Here is a 14,516-nt window from a genome sequence, read left to right as displayed (position 1 = left end):
TTGGGGTCCGTGGCAGACTGGCCGCATGAATGACGCGACGCGCCAATACTGGGACGGGCAGGCGGCGGATTTTGACCGGGAAGCCGACCATGGTCTGCTCAACCCCGGCGTCCGACAGGCCTGGACGCAGCTGATTCTGCCACTCATTCCACTGCCGTCCGGCGACGTGGCTGACTTGGGCTGCGGCACAGGCAGCCTGTCCGTCCTCCTAGCGGAGGCGGGCCACCGCGTTGCGGGACTGGACCTGTCAGGCCGGATGGTGGAAGCCGCGCGGGAAAAGGTCGCCAGAGCCGCCAGCGCCGGGGGTCGTGTATCGGCGGACTTTGTGCAGGGTGATGCCTCGGAACCGCCGTACCCTCCCTCGAGCTTCGACGTAGTGCTGGCCCGCCACGTCCTATGGGCACTCCCGGATCCGGATGCCGCTCTCGTCCGTTGGACGACGCTATTGCGGGAGCCCGGGACGATGCTGCTCGTGGAAGGGCTGTGGGGAACAGGCGCCGGCATACCCTCGGCGGTTTGCCGGGAACTCGTGCGCCGGCACCGCGGCCATGCCGATGTCGTGCCGCTCACAGACCCGGCGCTGTGGGGCAAGGAGATCAGCGACGAACGCTACCTGATCCTGAGCCGGAACTGACGGGGGACCACCGCCAGTATCGCCGTTGAAACGGCAGGCGGCACGGAGCCTGCCAGAATGGCGTCCGTGACTGCATCGAAAAACTCCCAGGGCTCCACCGCCCGCAGCGCCGCCGGCGGCCACCGGCACCAGCGGCTGGATCCCCTGGTGGACGCCGAGATCGACGACGTTCCCGCCGCGGAGCCGACCGTCGTCGGCGGCCGCCGCACGCTGGCCTATCTTGGCGTCTGCCTGGTGCTGATCGGGCTGAACCTGCGCACTGTCTTCTCCAGTTTCGCCGCGGTCCTTCCGGAGGTGACGGCCGACGTCGGCCTGCCCGGCTGGGCCGTCGCCGCGCTGAACACGGCGCCGGTGACCCTGCTTGGAATGTTCGCCCCGCTCGCGCCGCGGCTGGCCCGCCAGTTCGGGGCCGAACGGGTGCTGCTCGGAGCTACGGCCGTGCTGACCGCAGGCCTGCTGCTGCGCCCCCTGGACGTACCCGGCGTCGGCCACCTGCCCGCGCTCCTGGCCGGCACGGCGGCCTGCGGCGCCGCCATCTCGCTCTGCAACGTCCTGCTTCCCGGCCTCGTGAAGCGCGACTTCCCGCATCGACTCGGCCTGATGGGCGGGCTCTACACCACCGCGATCTGTGCTTCCGCGGCCCTCGGCGCCGGCTTCACCTATCCGCTGTTCAGCGCGAGCGGCCAGTGGACGGCGGCGCTGTGGTTCTGGGCGCTGCCCGCCGGCGTCGTGCTGCTGCTGTTCCTGCCCTTGGCGGCGGCCCAGCGCCACGGACGGCACCAGACCGCGGCCAGTGGGATCAACGTTTGGCGCTCAGCGGTGGCCTGGCAGGTGACCGGGTTCATGGTGTTCCAGTCGATGATGTCCTTCAGCGTCTTCGCCTGGCTGGCGCCGATCCTGCGCGAGCGCGGGGTCGACGGCGGCACGGCCGGCCTGATCGTGTCCGCCTCGATCGTGCTGCAGATGCTCGGATCCCTGTTTGCCCCCGCCCTCGCCGCCCGGCTCCGGGACCAGCGCGCCATTAACACAGTGGTGGCGCTGATGACCGGCGGCGGGTTCGCCTTGAGCATCTTCGGCCCCCTGGACCTGGTCTGGCTCTGGACAGGGCTGCTGGGCCTGGGGCAGGGCAGTCTGACCGCGGTGGCCCTGACCATGATCATGCTGCGCACCCGCGACGGCCACACCGCCGCCCACCTGTCGGGCATGATGCAGGGGGTGGGCTACGGTGTCGGGTCGGCCGGAACCCTGCTGGTCGGACAGCTGCACCAAGCCACGGGATCCTTCGCCGCGGCCGGGGTCCTCTTCCTGGTGGTCGGCTCCCTGGCTGCCGTGTTCGGCTTCCGGGCGGGCAAGGCCCGTTTCGTCGGCGGGTGACCGGCCAAAACGATGCGCTATCAGTTGTGGCTGTTCTGAGCCGCCAGAACAGCCACAACTGATAGCGCAACCGGGTTCGGGGCGCACCAGATCAGAGCGTGAGGTCCTTACCCTTCGTTTCCGGGATGGTGAAGACGAAGACCGCGGAGACGGCGAGCAGCAGGACCGCGTACACGTTGAACAGCTGCGGCAGCTGCAGGCTCGTGCCGAGCCACTGCTGGAGGTACGGCGCGGTGCCGCCGAACAGGGCCACGCAGATGGAGTACGGCACTCCGACGCCCACGGTGCGGATGCTCGTCGGGAAGAGCTCGGCGTAGACGGCCGGGACGATCGCAGCGCTGGCCGCTATGAAGATCAGCATGACGGACATACTGACGGCCAGTTGCCAGGCGGAATCCTTGAGCAGGGCGGTCATCGGAAAGTGCATGATGCCTGCGCCAATCGCACCGGACCAGAGGACCTTCTTGCGGCCAATCCGGTCGGACAGCTTGCCCCAGAAGGGCAGCGCCGCGATGAACACGATGTTGCCGATCACGCCTGCCCACAACGCTTCGCCGCGGTCGATCTTCAGGGCAGTCGTGGCGTAGCTGGGGGCCACGACGCCCCAGATGTAGTAGATGACAGTGAGGCCGACCGTCAGACCGATCACCTGCAGGGCCTGCTTGCGGTGGCGGACAATCTGCGGCCAGATCGGCGCGCGCTTTTCGGCGGCTGCCTCGCCCGCAAAGACGTCCGATTCGTGCAGCCGCGACCGCATGATCAGGGCGTACAGGCCCATGGCAGCGCCGACCAGGAACGGGATGCGCCAGCCCCACGCATTCATCACCTCTGTGCTCAGGGCCATGTTAAGCACGGCGCCAAGCAGCGTTCCGAACAGGATTCCCACCGTGCCCGAGGTATAGATCAGGGTGGCCCAGTAGCCGCGGTGGTCCCTTGGCGCCATCTCGGAGAGGTACGTCTGCGACGACGGGAGCTCGCCGCCGTGAGCCAGGCCCTGGACCAGGCGCGCCACCAGCAGCATCAGCGAGGCCCAGGCGCCGACCGCCGCGAAGGTCGGGGCGATGCCGATCATCAGGCTGCCCGCGGACGCGAGACCCACGGCCAGGGTCATCGACGCCTTCCGGCCGATCCGGTCACCGATCCAGCCGAACAGGAAGCCGCCGAAGGGACGGGCCACGAACCCGACGGCGAAAATCGCCAGCGTGGACAGCACCGCCGACGCGGGATCGGCCTTGCTGAAGAGCTGGCTGGCGATGAATGGCGTGAACGTGGCGTAGATGGCCCAGTCGTACCATTCGACGGCGTTGCCGATGCCGGTGCCGATGAGCGTCTTGCGGGTGGAGGTCCGGGTTGCCGTCGGCATGGACGCGGTTGCTGTCATGGTCTTCTCCCTTAGGGCTAGGAAAGGGTTGAGGCGGCGGCCGTGGCCGTGGCCGGGGCGGGGGCGTTGGCTGCCGCAAGCGCGGTCAGCCGGGAAATGGCGAGCTCCGCGAAGAGTGCGGCGCCGTCGGCCAGCACACCGTCGTCGAACGTTGCGTACGGCGAGTGGTTGAACGCGGAGGTGGCGTGGTCGGCGTCCCGGGGGACGGCGCTGAGGCCGATGAACGTGCCGGGGACCTCGGCGAGAACCCTCGAGAAGTCCTCGGAGCCGCTCAGCGGGGTGGCCCAGCGGGCGAGCCGGGAATCGCCGAACAGGCCCTCAATGACGTTCTCCGCGGTCCGCGTTTCGTCCTCGTCGGTGATCGTGAGGGGGTACTCCTGCTGGTAGTCGACGTCGACGTCGAGGCCGTGCGCCGCCGCGATGCCCTTCAGCAGGCGCGGCACGGTCTCCATCATTTTCTGCCGGGACTGCTCGGAGAAGGTCCTGATGGTGGCCTCGATGCGGGCCGTTTCCGGGATGATGTTGCGCTTGGTGCCGGCCTGGAGGACGCCCACGGACAGGACGACGGGGTCGAACATGTTGAACTGGCGGGTCACCATGACCTGGAGGGCGGTGACCATTTCGGCCGCGGCCGTGACCGGGTCCTTGGCTGAATGGGGGGCCGAGCCGTGGCCGCCGGCGCCGAGTACGGTGACGGTCAGCCCGTCGGAGGAGCTGAGCATGACGCCCGGCTTGGTGCAGAAGGTGCCGTGCGGTTCCAGGGCGGAAAAGACGTGCATGCCGTAGGCCGCGTCCACACGGCGGCCGGCGGCGTCCAGCACGCCTTCGCGGATCATGTGGCTGGCGCCGTCGAAGCCCTCCTCGCCGGGCTGGAACATCAGCACGACGTCGCCGTCCAGCCGGTGCCGGCGTTCGGCCAGCAGGGTCGCGGCACCGGTGAGCATGGCCGTGTGCAGGTCGTGGCCGCAGGCGTGCATGGCGCCGTCGATCCTGGAGGTGTAGTCCACGCCGGTCTTTTCCTGCACCGGGAGGCCGTCCATGTCCGCGCGCAGGAGCACGGCGGGGCGGGTGCCCGTGCCGGAAGCCTGGCCGCGCAGCACCGCGGTGACCGACGTCGTGTCCTGACCGAGCGTGATCTCGTAGCCGAGCCCGTCCAGGGCCCTGAGCACCTTCTCTTGGGTGCGCGGCAGCGTCAGGCCGATCTCGGGCTCCCGGTGCAGCTCGTGGCGGAGCCGGGCAAGGTCCGGCTGCATCTCCCTGGCGTCTGCGGTGATCGGCACGTGGTCTCCTTTGTGGTGGGTGTGGCCGGGGTTCGGCCTGAGGTGGACTTGCGTCTATTCTGAAGTGAGCTGACTCACAAGGCCGGAAAGGCCTGAAAATATGCAAAAAGAACCACTTGCTGCAGGTTTCATGCAGCAATGAAGGGGAAATCATGGAACTCAGCGAGGAGGACCTCGCCCTGATCAACGTCCTGCAGATTGCCCCGCGCCTGAGCTGGGCAGATGCCGCGGAGGTTCTGGGTGTTCACGCCACCACCCTCGCGGCCCGCTGGGAGCGGCTGCGGGCCTCCGGCGTTTCCTGGATCACCGCCCACCTGATCGGCGACCCGCACCAGATGTGCCTGGCGTTCGTCGCCGTGGACTGCGAAATGAACCGGCGCGAGGAGGTCACCGCCCGGCTCGCCGGGATGGCGGAAATCATCACGGTCGAGGAGGCCGCCAGCAACCGGGACCTGATGCTGACCGTCATCACCTCCTCCCTGGACGAGTTCAACACGAAGGTGATCCAGCGGCTGAAGGAGACCGACGGCTTGCTCAAATACCAGACAGCATTGTGCACCAGGCTGCACGCCAGCGGCGGATCCTGGCGGCTCAACGTGCTGAGCCGCGCACAGCAGGCCGCGGTCAAGGCCATGGCCGGACCCGAGGCCACCGGAGGCGTCCCGGCTGCCGCCAGGGAGGACCTGCCCGCCAGCCACCTGGCGCTCCTCCCGTACCTGGCCAAGGACGGTCGTGCGACGGCGGCGGAGATTGCCCGCGGGCTGGGCCGGCATCCGGCCACGGTCCAGCGGCAGCTCAACCGGGTGCTCGCGAGCGGAATCCTGTCCTTCCGCTGCGAGGTCGCCCAGCGGTTTTCGGCGTTCCCGGTGACCTGCCAGTGGTTTGTCAACGTGCCGGCGGGCCGGCACGAGGAAGCGGCCGCCGAACTGAAGACAATGCGGAACGTGCGGCTGAGCGCCTCCACCACGGGGCCCACCAACTTCGTGATCGTCATGTGGCTGCAGTCCCTGGCGGACGTGATGAGCATCGAGTTGGCGCTGCAGCAGAAGGTGCCGGGGATCGTGCTGGTGGAAAGCGTTGTCATGCTGAGCACGGTGAAGCGCGTGGGCTGGATGCTGAACCCGGACTCCAGGGCCAGCGGCGCCGTCGTGGTTCCGGCCGAAGGCATCGGGGCGGCCGAATGAACATCCCGGTAAGGGCGGCGAACGGTCCTGCCAGGCCCGCCGTCGCAGGACGCGAGCCCCTCTTGTAGGCTGTGGCACGTGGCCAGAACAGACCCGCCCCCACGGCGTGGAGATCCCGAACCGGAAGGTGCCGGCATTTTCCACCGCCGCTACCTGCTGGTCACTCTCGGCGCCCTGGCCCTGGTGTTCCTGGCGGCCTTCGAATCGCTGGCGGTGACCACCATCATGCCGCTGGTCAGCCGCGAACTCGACGGCGCCAGCCTCTACGCACTTGCCTTCGCCGGGCCGCTGGCGACCGGCGTCATCGGGATGGTCGCGGCCGGGAACTGGTCGGACCGGCGCGGGCCGGTGGGTCCGCTCTACGCTTCCGTGGCACTGTTCGTCCTGGGCTTGCTGATCGCCGGATCGGCGGGGACCATGGCCGCTCTCCTGGCCGGCAGGCTGGTCCAGGGACTGGGCGGTGGCGCCGTGACGGTGGCGCTCTATGTGGTGGTGGCCCGGGTGTATCCGCCGGTGCTGCATCCGAAAATCTTCGCGGCCTTCGCCGCCGCGTGGGTGGTTCCTTCGCTGGTGGGTCCCTTTGCGGCCGGGTTGGTGGCCCAATGGCTCAGCTGGCACTGGGTCTTCCTCGGCGTCGTGGGGCTGGTGGTCCCGGCGCTGCTAATGATCGTCCCGGCCCTGCGCGGACTGTCCGGCGGTGACGAGGGTGACGTCCCGGCGGCCAGCGCCGCGGCCGCCAAACCCTGGGATTTCGGCCGGCTGGCCTGGGCTGCACTGGCGGCGCTCGCCGTGCTGGGCTTGAACCTGTCCGTGGAGCTCCCGGCGGCCGGCGGGGTACTGGCGGCGGCCGCCGTCGTGGTGGCTCTGGTGGCCGTCCGGCCCCTCGTGCCCCGCGGGACGCTGTCGGCCCGCCGCGGACTGCCCGCCGTCATCCTTTCCCGCGGACTCGCCTCGGCCGCGTTCTTCGGCGCGGAGGTGTACCTGCCGTACCTGCTCGTGGAGCGCTACGTCTTCTCGCCCACCTTCGCCGGGCTGACCCTCACCGGCGGGGCCCTTGCCTGGGCCGCGGCCTCCGCGGTCCAAGGCCGTCTCGGGGCCCGGCTGGAGCACCGACGGGCGATCCGCTTCGGCTCGGCGATGGTCCTTGGCGCCGTCGTGCTGGCGCTGGCAACCACGCTCCTGGCCTGGCCGGCCGCCGTCGCGATCACCGGCTGGATCTTTGCCGGCGGCGGGATGGGCTTGATGTACCCGCGGCTGAGCGTGATGACGCTGGCGTTGTCCACGAAGGACACCGAGGGCTTCAACAGCTCCGCCATGTCCATCTCCGACTCGCTGGGCGGGGCCCTGGCGCTGGCGGCCACAGGGATCGTCTTCGCTGCCTTCGCGACGGCGACGGCAGCGGGGGCGGGCGGCACCGGCGCCGCCCCGTTCGCCGGGGTCTTCGCGCTCACCACAGTCCTCGGCCTCGCCGGCGTGGCGGTCGCGCCGCGGGTGTCCGGAGGAGGGCAGGCATAGGCGGCCGAAACGGGAGGGCGCGCGCAGATGCTAGACTGGGGGAACTTGATGTGCAGTGATGCCCACTTTGGATTCGGTTGACCGGCTTCGGTCCATCAGTCGGATCCCTGCCGGATTCCCTCGGGAATCCGCACGCAGGCAGTGGGACTTTTTCATGTGAGAGGCACATCCTGCGTCGATGAACGCGTTCTATTTGGTCCCGGCGGCCTGCGAAAGCTCGCAAGCGGCCCGGTTGATCACCTGACTTTTCTTCGGCGAACCCCTGGTCCAACCGGCGCCGGGGGCCGATATCCGTATGGATACCGCCTGAAAGACCTTTGAAACACATGACTACTTTTGCTGCCCTCGGCACGCCCAAGGTCCTCGCCGACACCCTCACCGCCCAGGGGATCGTTGAACCGTTCCCCATCCAGGTCAAGACCCTCCCGGACACCCTGGCCGGACGCGACGTCCTGGGCCGCGGCCGGACCGGCTCCGGCAAGACCATTGCTTTCGCCATCCCGCTGGTCGCCCGACTCGCTGAGCGGGAAGCCGCGCACTTCCGCAAGCCCGGCCGCCCCATGGGCCTGGTCCTTGCACCGACCCGCGAGCTGGCCACCCAGATCAACGCGACCATCGAGCCGATGGCCAAGGCCATGGGCCTGACCACCACCGTCATTTTCGGCGGCATCTCCCAGGCCCGCCAGGAAAAGGCGCTGCGCTCCGGCGTCGACATTGTCATCGCCTGCCCGGGCCGCCTGGAGGACCTGATCCGCCAGCGCATCCTGACTCTCGAAGCCGTCGAGATCACCGTCCTGGACGAGGCAGACCACATGGCCGACCTCGGCTTCCTCCCGGTGGTCAAGAAGCTCATGGACATGACCCCCAGCCAGGGCCAGCGGCTGCTCTTCTCCGCCACCCTGGACAACGGCGTGGACAAGATCGTGCAGCGCTACCTCTCCAACCCGCTGACCCACGCCGTGGACGAATCACAGGCTGCGGTCACCACCATGGAGCACCACGTCCTGGTCGTCAACGACCAGACCGTCAAGAAGCAGCTGATCGTTGAGCTCGCCTCGGGCGCCGGCCGCCGGGTGCTCTTCATGCGCACCAAGCACCACGCCCGCAAGCTGGCCAAGACCCTGACCGACGCCGGCATCCCCGCGGTCGATCTGCACGGCAACCTCTCGCAGAACGCCCGTGACCGCAACCTCGCCGAGTTCTCCTCCGGCGACGTCCGCGTGCTGGTAGCCACCGACGTCGCCGCCCGCGGCGTCCACGTCGACGACGTCGAGCTGGTCATCCACGTGGATCCGCCCACGGAGCACAAGGCGTACCTGCACCGCTCGGGCCGTACCGCCCGCGCCGGTTCCGACGGCACCGTGGTCACGCTGACCCTGCCGGAGCAGCAGTCCGACGTCAAGAAGCTGATGAAGGCTGCCGGCGTCGAGGTCAACTTCGAGCGCGTCACCGCCAACTCCCCGCTGGTTGCCGAGCTGGTCGGCGAGATGGCCGATAAGATCGATCCGCGCACCCGCGCCGCGCTGCTGGCCACCAAGGCCAAGCAGCAGGGAGGGGGCACGTCCACCGGTGCCAACGCCGAGCGCAAGCGCGCCCGCCGCACTACCCAGGCTGCACCCACCGCGGGTGGCCGTGGCGGCCGTGGCGGACGCGGACGCGTCTCCGCCGAAGCACCCCGCACGGATCTTCCCCGCGCCGAGCGCCGCGCCGTGGCCTATGAAGGCCAGGCCGCTGCCCGCAACGCGGCCGAGCGTGTCGCGGAAAAGAACCAGGACCGGGCCGACGCCGAGCGCGCCGAACGCCGGAACGCCCGGGGCCGTGGCCGCACCACCGCCTACGCGCACCACAACGATGTTCCCGCCGCCGGCGGCCGCGCCTCGGCCGGTCGTGGTTCGGATGGACGCGCTGCCGAGGGCCGCAGCGACTCCCGCGGTTCCGCTCCCCGCGGCGGCGCACCCCGCACGGGCGCCTCGACCGGTGGACAGCGTGGCGGACGCCCCGCAACCGGCCAGCGCGCCGCTGCCGTCGCCAAGTCCGGCGGCTCCGCGGCCGTCTGGTCCTCCAACACCGGCGGCACCTCGGGCGGATCCTACGCGGGCGGCGGCAACGGCCGCTCCGGCGAAGGCCGTCCGGCACGCAGCGGCGGCCCCCGCCGCGCGTCGGCACCGGCGTCGAACGAACGCCGCAGCCGCTAGCCAGCGCTACGCAAACGGACGGCCGCTACGGGGATCCCCGTAGCGGCCGTCCGAAAGCGTGGCGCCCGTCTGAAAGCGCCGCGAAAAGCTCGGGCTTACCAGCCGCGGGCGCGCCACTCTTCCAGATGCGGGCGTTCCGCACCCAGGGTGGTGGGCTTGCCGTGGCCGGGGTGCACCACGGTGTCATCCGGGTACACGTCGAACAGCCGCTCGGTGACATCGGTGATCAGCTGGGCAAACCGGGCCGCATCCTTCTGGGTGTTGCCCACCCCTCCGGGGAACAACGAGTCGCCGGAGAAGATGTGTGCCGGGCCCGCCGGGTCCTGGTACACGAAAGCCACCGAGCCGGGGGTGTGGCCTCGCAGGTGCACCGCCGTCACGTCGAAGCCGTCGAAGTTGCCGACGTCGCCGTGATCCAGCAGGACATCCACCTTCACCGGCAGTTCGGCGGCGTCATCCGTCCCGGCCGCCGTCTTCGCCCCGGTTGCTTTCACCAGGCCGGGCAGCGCGCGGACGTGGTCCCAGTGTTGGTGCGTCGTGGCGATCAGCGCCAGCTTCGGCGTCGCCTCGGTGTCCGCGGCGGCGTCGGCGAGCAGACCCTGGATGGCGGCAAGATCATCGGCCGCATCGATCAGGAGCTGCGCGCCGGAGGCCTTGGCCGTGAGCAGGTACACGTTGTTGTCCATCTCGCTGACCGAAATCCGGCGGATGGTGATGTCACGTAACGAGTGAATAAGCGAGTCCATGGGCTGCAGTCTACAGATTCGCTATTCACGGCCCTGGGACACCCAGTTGGGGTCCGCGGAGCGGGAACCGACGGCGGCGTCCGCGGCGGCGTCGAGCTGTTCAAGGTGCGCCGGGGTCAGCACCAGGGCCAGGGCGCCAAGGTTCTCGTCGATCCGGTCCGCCTTGCGCGTGCCGGGGATCGGGACCACGGGCAGCCCGAGCTTCCGGCCCTGCGCAAGCAGCCAGGCCAGTGCCACCTGGGCCGGCGTCGCGGTCTGTCCGGGGCTGCTGAGCTCGGCGGCGACGGACTGGACCGCGGCCACCACGGCCTGGTTGGCGTCCAGTGCGGCGTCGGCGAAGCGCGGGATGTTGCGGCGGAAGTCGTTGCTGCCCAGCTTCGAGGCGTCCACGGTACCGGTGAGGAATCCCCGGCCAAGCGGCGAGTACGGCACAAAACCAACGCCAAGTTCGGCCGCGGCAGGGACGATGTTGCGTTCCACGTCGCGACTCCAGATGGACCATTCGCTCTGGACCGCGGCGATCGGGTGGACGCTGTTGGCCTCCCGCAGTTCCTCGGCCGTCACCTCGGACAAGCCCAGATGCCGCACCTTTCCGGCCTGCACCAGCCCCGCCATGGCCTCCACGGTTTCCACAATCGGAACGCGGAGGTCGCGGCGGTGCATGTAGTACAGGTCGATGGTGTCGGTGCCCAGGCGCTGCAGGCTGCGGTCGACGGCCTGCTTTACGTAGGCGGTGTCGCCGCGGATGTCCGAGTAGCCGGTCGACGGGGTTCCCACGAGGCCGAACTTGGTGGCTAGTTGCACCTCGCCGCGGCGGTCCTTGAGCAACCGGGCGATCAGCTCCTCGTTGCTGCCGCCGCCGTAGATGTCCGCCGTGTCGATGAAGCTCACGCCAGCGTCCACTGCATGGTGCAGGGTGGCCAGGGCTTCGGCCGGATCCACTTCGCCGTAGACCGGGGTCAGGGCCATGCCGCCGAACCCCAGCGGGCTGACGCTCAGGCCGTCACCGAGCTGGATTGTTGCTGAAGTCATCTTTGGTCTCCTGTCACTGATGGTGCCGTCCCTGCCAAGAACTCCGGCGGCCGCGCGGCTATTCCGGGCCTGGGCGCCAGTTTCTCCCCGCCTTTGCCCGCTGCCGGGCCTGGACGACGGCGCGCCGCGGGGACACGCCGTCGTAGTGCTTCAGACGTGGGGAGAATCCGCGGGGGAGGGCGGCTGCAGCTTCAGCCCGGCCGCGCAGCCGACGATCCCGGCGATAAACAGCAGTTTCAGCGGGCTGGCGGGCTCGACGCCGGTCGCCATCGCCCAGCCGACCGTCAGGGCTGCGCCGATCCCCACCCAGACGGCGTAGGCGGTGCCTAGCGGGATGCGCCTGACGGCGAGGCCGAGTCCCGCCAGGCTCAGGGTTGCCGCCACGGCGAACACGGCCGTGGGCAGCGGCTCGGTGAAGCCGTCGGACTGGCCGAGCGCCGTGGCCCAGACACCCTCCAAGACCGCCGAGGCCAGCAGGATGAGCCAGGCCAGCGTCGCCGCGGGTGCCTTGGCCGCCGGATCCGGCCTCCGGTTCGCGGCCACGGTCACGCCACCAGCTTCAGGCCGGCCACGCACGCCACGATCCCGCCGAGCAGCAGAATCCGCCCGGCGGTCGCAGGCTCAACTTTGGTGGCCATGGCGTAGGCAGAGGTCAGCACCACGCCGACGCCCACCCAGACGGCGTAGGCGGTGCCGGTCGGAATGGACTGCATGGCGATGGCGAGTCCGCCGGTGCTGGCCAGGACGGATACGAGGAAGAGGGCGGCCGGCGGAATCCGGCGGCGGCCCGTGGCCCGCGAGGTCCGGTGCAGGGCTGCAGCCCAGACGGCTTCCAGCGAGCCGGACAAGATGAGAATCAACCACGACATGACGGCTCCTGTGGCCAGTCTTGTCGCGTGCCGGGTACTGGACCGTCGTCCGGAGGCCGCGGAAGGGCGGCCTTGATTTCCAGCGTAGCAACGCAGGGGTGGAGGGACGAACTTCCCGCGCGACCCCGGCCGCGGCTCAGGGGGCAGCGGCCGGAAGGGTTAGTCGGCGGCGGGGTCGATCGACACAACGGCCAGGAAACCGCGGCCAAGGATCTCGGGGGAGGCGCTGTCCGAACCCACGACGGCGTCATAGCGGTCCAGCGTCCGGGGCTCGGCGCCGGCCGCGATCCCATCTGCAGCTCCCGGCGTGACCGCGGCCGTGCCTTGCAGCAGGATGCCCAGCTGGCCGTCGAACACCGGATGCGCCCGTTTCTTTGAGAGCTCGATGATGGACGTGTAGCCCTTGAAGGCCCCACGGCGCGTGATGACGTTCAAGTCGCGGACCTCGCCCGTCGGCAGGGCACCGGCCGCGGCGGCGTCGCCGGAGAACCGGAACGGCCGGTACTTCTCCAGCGGGTGCTCGGCGCCGTCGACGCTCAACAGCAACAGCTCGCCCTCGACCACGGTCAGGACGCGGTCCATGCCCGGAAACGCCGAGAAGTCGCCCGCCTTGGACATCTCCGCGATGCTCACCCGCCAGTCCCAGCTTCCGTCCGCCGCGCCCTGCCCTCCGGCCTCCGGGAAGCGGGCCACTTCGCGGGTTACCCCGCCGCCGTTGCGCCAGGGGCGGGGTTTGAGCTCGGCATAGCGGATGATCTGCATGGCCCCAGCCTAGCCGCCGGCCGTGCCGGCCCCGTCAGCGTAGCCTCGGCCGGCGTAACCTCGGCGCGGCCCGCGCGGGCTTGCTAACGTCAAAGCACAGAAGGCTACGAAGGGATCCGCGATGTTCGTCAAAGTATGCGGCCTCAGCACCGCCGAATCGGTGCGGGCAGCGGTCGACGCCGGGGCGGATGCGGTCGGCTTCGTGCTGACCCCCAGTCCCCGGCAGGTGGCACCGGAACGTGTCAGGGAGCTCCTCGGCGGGGCGCCGGCCGGGCTCGCCGCGGTCGGGGTTTTCCGGCACGAAGCGGCGGCCGACGCCGTCGAGGTGGCGCGGGCAGCCGGGTTGGAATGGGTGCAGCTGCACGGCGAACGCACTCCGGAGGATGTCCGGACGGTGCACGGTGCGGGCCTGAAAGTCATCCGCGCCGTCACCATGGCCGCCGCTCCGGAAGCGTTTGCCGACTGGGGTGAGGAGCTGCTGCTCATCGATGCGGCCGTTCCCGGATCCGGCGAAGCCTGGGATTACGCATCGGTCCGGGACCTGGGGCTGGCCGGCCGGAAGTGGCTGTTGGCCGGTGGCCTCGACCCGGCCAACGTGGCCCGGGCCGCCGCGGCGGCAGACGCGTGGGGAGTGGACGTCTCCTCCGGCGTCGAACAATCCCGGGGGGTCAAAGATCTCTCCAAAATCAGGGAGTTCATTGAGGCAGCCAAAGGCGGCTGACCACAACGCAGCGGCGGCCGGGGAGCTACCCGGCCGCCGCTGCGGGCGCGCTGCAACTAGGAGCGTTTGATAACGACGTTGTCGATGTAGCAATCGCCCATCTGGCGGTTGTGCTCGGCCCCCATCTGGACCTTGCTCAGCCCGGTGCCGGCCATGCTTACCGCACTGCTGGAGTACTTCAGCACGCCGTCAAACCAGACCTGGATGGTGGACTTGGTGCCGTTGCTGGTGACCCGCATCTGGACACGGTGCCAGGCGTTGAGGGTGATGCTGCCGGAGATCAGCTTCGTGTAGACAAACGTCCCGTTCGGCGCGGTCACCCGAAGCCACAGCTGGCCATTGCTGTTGTAGCGGTACACATCGGCCACCCGGGTGCTTCCGGAGAACACACGGAAGTACGGCACGTCGTTGCCGGACACCCCGGCCGTGGTGATGTCGAACCAGCCGTCCGCGTACACAGTCTTGGTTCCGGAAGCCAGGGTCGGGGTGGAGAGGTTTGCCAGTGACCCCGAATCGGTGGTGACGTGGAGTTTGGCTGAGCACGTCCCCGTCTTGGCCAGCGGGCTCGTGACGGCCGCCGTCCCGGTGCCGGACACCGTCGGAATGAGCGGGGAGAGGCTGCCGGATTCAAAATTCGTGGCGACGGCGACGGTGCCGGGGAAGCTGTTCGTGGGCACGGCGGTGCCGGACCGGCAGGTTGCCGCGGAGCTCGCCTGCGCCGTACCGAAGAGCATGCCGGTGACGAGCAGGCCGGTGGTTCCAATCGTGCCGAGTGCTTTTAGTGTTCTCATTTGATCAACTCTCAGGATTTCGTATAAGCGGT

At 69.5% G+C, this 14,516-nt stretch carries 14 protein-coding genes and 1 riboswitch; of the genes, 6 read left to right on the top strand and 8 right to left on the bottom strand.

All coding sequences use genetic code 11. The features are described 5' to 3' along the window. Nucleotides 1-25 precede the first annotated feature (25 nt). Nucleotides 26-634, top strand: a complete 609-nt coding sequence (locus FFF93_RS15470; RefSeq protein ID WP_138768132.1) for a class I SAM-dependent methyltransferase — start codon at nucleotides 26-28, stop codon at nucleotides 632-634. Nucleotides 635-691: 57 nt separating this feature from the next. Further along, on the top strand, nucleotides 692-2,008 hold the full coding sequence (locus FFF93_RS15465; RefSeq protein WP_138768133.1) for an MFS transporter: 1,317 nt from the start codon (nucleotides 692-694) through the stop codon (nucleotides 2,006-2,008). A 91-nt stretch (nucleotides 2,009-2,099) separates the two neighbouring features. On the opposite strand, the gene FFF93_RS15460 is transcribed toward FFF93_RS15465, so the two are convergent. Both FFF93_RS15460 and FFF93_RS15455 read right to left on the bottom strand, forming a co-directional pair. After that, a complete protein-coding gene (locus tag FFF93_RS15460; RefSeq protein ID WP_138768134.1) occupies nucleotides 2,100-3,389 on the bottom strand; it encodes an MFS transporter in 1,290 nt (429 codons plus the stop codon). Nucleotides 3,390-3,406: 17 nt separating this feature from the next. Beyond that, nucleotides 3,407-4,669 (bottom strand): M20 family metallopeptidase, encoded by a 1,263-nt coding sequence (locus FFF93_RS15455; RefSeq protein ID WP_138768135.1) that lies wholly within the window; start codon nucleotides 4,667-4,669, stop codon nucleotides 3,407-3,409. A 152-nt stretch (nucleotides 4,670-4,821) separates the two neighbouring features. Between FFF93_RS15455 and FFF93_RS15450 the strand changes: the two genes are divergently transcribed. The 3 genes from FFF93_RS15450 to FFF93_RS15440 all read left to right on the top strand — a co-directional run bounded on the left by FFF93_RS15450 (nucleotide 4,822) and on the right by FFF93_RS15440 (nucleotide 9,563). Beyond that, on the top strand, nucleotides 4,822-5,853 hold the full coding sequence (locus tag FFF93_RS15450) for an Lrp/AsnC family transcriptional regulator (RefSeq protein WP_138768136.1): 1,032 nt from the start codon (nucleotides 4,822-4,824) through the stop codon (nucleotides 5,851-5,853). A 78-nt stretch (nucleotides 5,854-5,931) separates the two neighbouring features. Continuing rightward, nucleotides 5,932-7,368 (top strand): MFS transporter, encoded by a 1,437-nt coding sequence (locus FFF93_RS15445; RefSeq protein WP_138768137.1) that lies wholly within the window; start codon nucleotides 5,932-5,934, stop codon nucleotides 7,366-7,368. 326 nt (nucleotides 7,369-7,694) lie between these two features. After that, on the top strand, nucleotides 7,695-9,563 hold the full coding sequence (locus FFF93_RS15440; RefSeq protein WP_138768138.1) for a DEAD/DEAH box helicase: 1,869 nt from the start codon (nucleotides 7,695-7,697) through the stop codon (nucleotides 9,561-9,563). 95 nt (nucleotides 9,564-9,658) lie between these two features. On the opposite strand, the gene FFF93_RS15435 is transcribed toward FFF93_RS15440, so the two are convergent. From FFF93_RS15435 to FFF93_RS15415, 5 genes are all read right to left on the bottom strand, one after another. Continuing rightward, a complete protein-coding gene (locus FFF93_RS15435) occupies nucleotides 9,659-10,309 on the bottom strand; it encodes an MBL fold metallo-hydrolase (RefSeq protein ID WP_138768139.1) in 651 nt (216 codons plus the stop codon). Nucleotides 10,310-10,330: 21 nt separating this feature from the next. Beyond that, entirely contained in the window at nucleotides 10,331-11,341 is a 1,011-nt protein-coding gene (locus tag FFF93_RS15430) for an aldo/keto reductase (RefSeq protein ID WP_138768140.1), read from the bottom strand. Nucleotides 11,342-11,491: 150 nt separating this feature from the next. Next, the gene (locus FFF93_RS15425; protein WP_261375455.1) at nucleotides 11,492-11,884 is read right to left on the bottom strand and encodes a multidrug efflux SMR transporter; all 393 of its coding nucleotides are present in this window, start codon (nucleotides 11,882-11,884) and stop codon (nucleotides 11,492-11,494) included. A 2-nt stretch (nucleotides 11,885-11,886) separates the two neighbouring features. Continuing rightward, nucleotides 11,887-12,210, bottom strand: coding sequence for a multidrug efflux SMR transporter (locus tag FFF93_RS15420; RefSeq protein ID WP_138768141.1), 324 nt, complete (start codon nucleotides 12,208-12,210; stop codon nucleotides 11,887-11,889). Nucleotides 12,211-12,219: 9 nt separating this feature from the next. After that, nucleotides 12,220-12,286, bottom strand: a riboswitch (guanidine-III (ykkC-III) riboswitch). 83 nt (nucleotides 12,287-12,369) lie between these two features. After that, on the bottom strand, nucleotides 12,370-12,972 hold the full coding sequence (locus tag FFF93_RS15415; RefSeq protein ID WP_138768142.1) for a HutD family protein: 603 nt from the start codon (nucleotides 12,970-12,972) through the stop codon (nucleotides 12,370-12,372). 121 nt (nucleotides 12,973-13,093) lie between these two features. Here FFF93_RS15415 and FFF93_RS15410 point away from each other — a divergent pair, with 121 nt between their 5' ends. Continuing rightward, the gene (locus FFF93_RS15410) at nucleotides 13,094-13,693 is read left to right on the top strand and encodes a phosphoribosylanthranilate isomerase (protein ID WP_138768143.1); all 600 of its coding nucleotides are present in this window, start codon (nucleotides 13,094-13,096) and stop codon (nucleotides 13,691-13,693) included. 56 nt (nucleotides 13,694-13,749) lie between these two features. On the opposite strand, the gene FFF93_RS15405 is transcribed toward FFF93_RS15410, so the two are convergent. Then, nucleotides 13,750-14,484, bottom strand: a complete 735-nt coding sequence (locus FFF93_RS15405) for a hypothetical protein (protein WP_186372175.1) — start codon at nucleotides 14,482-14,484, stop codon at nucleotides 13,750-13,752. Nucleotides 14,485-14,516 lie beyond the last annotated feature (32 nt).

The sequence above is a fragment of the Arthrobacter sp. KBS0702 genome (genome assembly GCF_005937985.2).
In the GTDB taxonomy this organism is placed as follows: Bacteria; Actinomycetota; Actinomycetes; order Actinomycetales; family Micrococcaceae; genus Arthrobacter.
This window is presented reverse-complemented; position numbering and strand designations above follow the sequence as displayed.

Bases quoted from the DNA above. Each gene is read 5' to 3' on its own strand.
- FFF93_RS15470 (WP_138768132.1), top strand. From the start codon at position 26: ATGAATGACGCGACGCGCCAATACTGGGACGGGCAGGCGGCGGATTTT.
- FFF93_RS15465 (WP_138768133.1), top strand. From the start codon at position 692: ATGGCGTCCGTGACTGCATCGAAAAACTCCCAGGGCTCCACCGCCCGC.
- FFF93_RS15460 (WP_138768134.1), bottom strand. From the start codon at position 3,389: ATGACAGCAACCGCGTCCATGCCGACGGCAACCCGGACCTCCACCCGC.
- FFF93_RS15450 (WP_138768136.1), top strand. From the start codon at position 4,822: ATGGAACTCAGCGAGGAGGACCTCGCCCTGATCAACGTCCTGCAGATT.
- FFF93_RS15440 (WP_138768138.1), top strand. From the start codon at position 7,695: ATGACTACTTTTGCTGCCCTCGGCACGCCCAAGGTCCTCGCCGACACC.
- FFF93_RS15435 (WP_138768139.1), bottom strand. From the start codon at position 10,309: ATGGACTCGCTTATTCACTCGTTACGTGACATCACCATCCGCCGGATT.
- FFF93_RS15430 (WP_138768140.1), bottom strand. From the start codon at position 11,341: ATGACTTCAGCAACAATCCAGCTCGGTGACGGCCTGAGCGTCAGCCCG.
- FFF93_RS15420 (WP_138768141.1), bottom strand. From the start codon at position 12,210: ATGTCGTGGTTGATTCTCATCTTGTCCGGCTCGCTGGAAGCCGTCTGG.
- FFF93_RS15415 (WP_138768142.1), bottom strand. From the start codon at position 12,972: ATGCAGATCATCCGCTATGCCGAGCTCAAACCCCGCCCCTGGCGCAAC.
- FFF93_RS15410 (WP_138768143.1), top strand. From the start codon at position 13,094: ATGTTCGTCAAAGTATGCGGCCTCAGCACCGCCGAATCGGTGCGGGCA.
- FFF93_RS15405 (WP_186372175.1), bottom strand. From the start codon at position 14,484: ATGAGAACACTAAAAGCACTCGGCACGATTGGAACCACCGGCCTGCTC.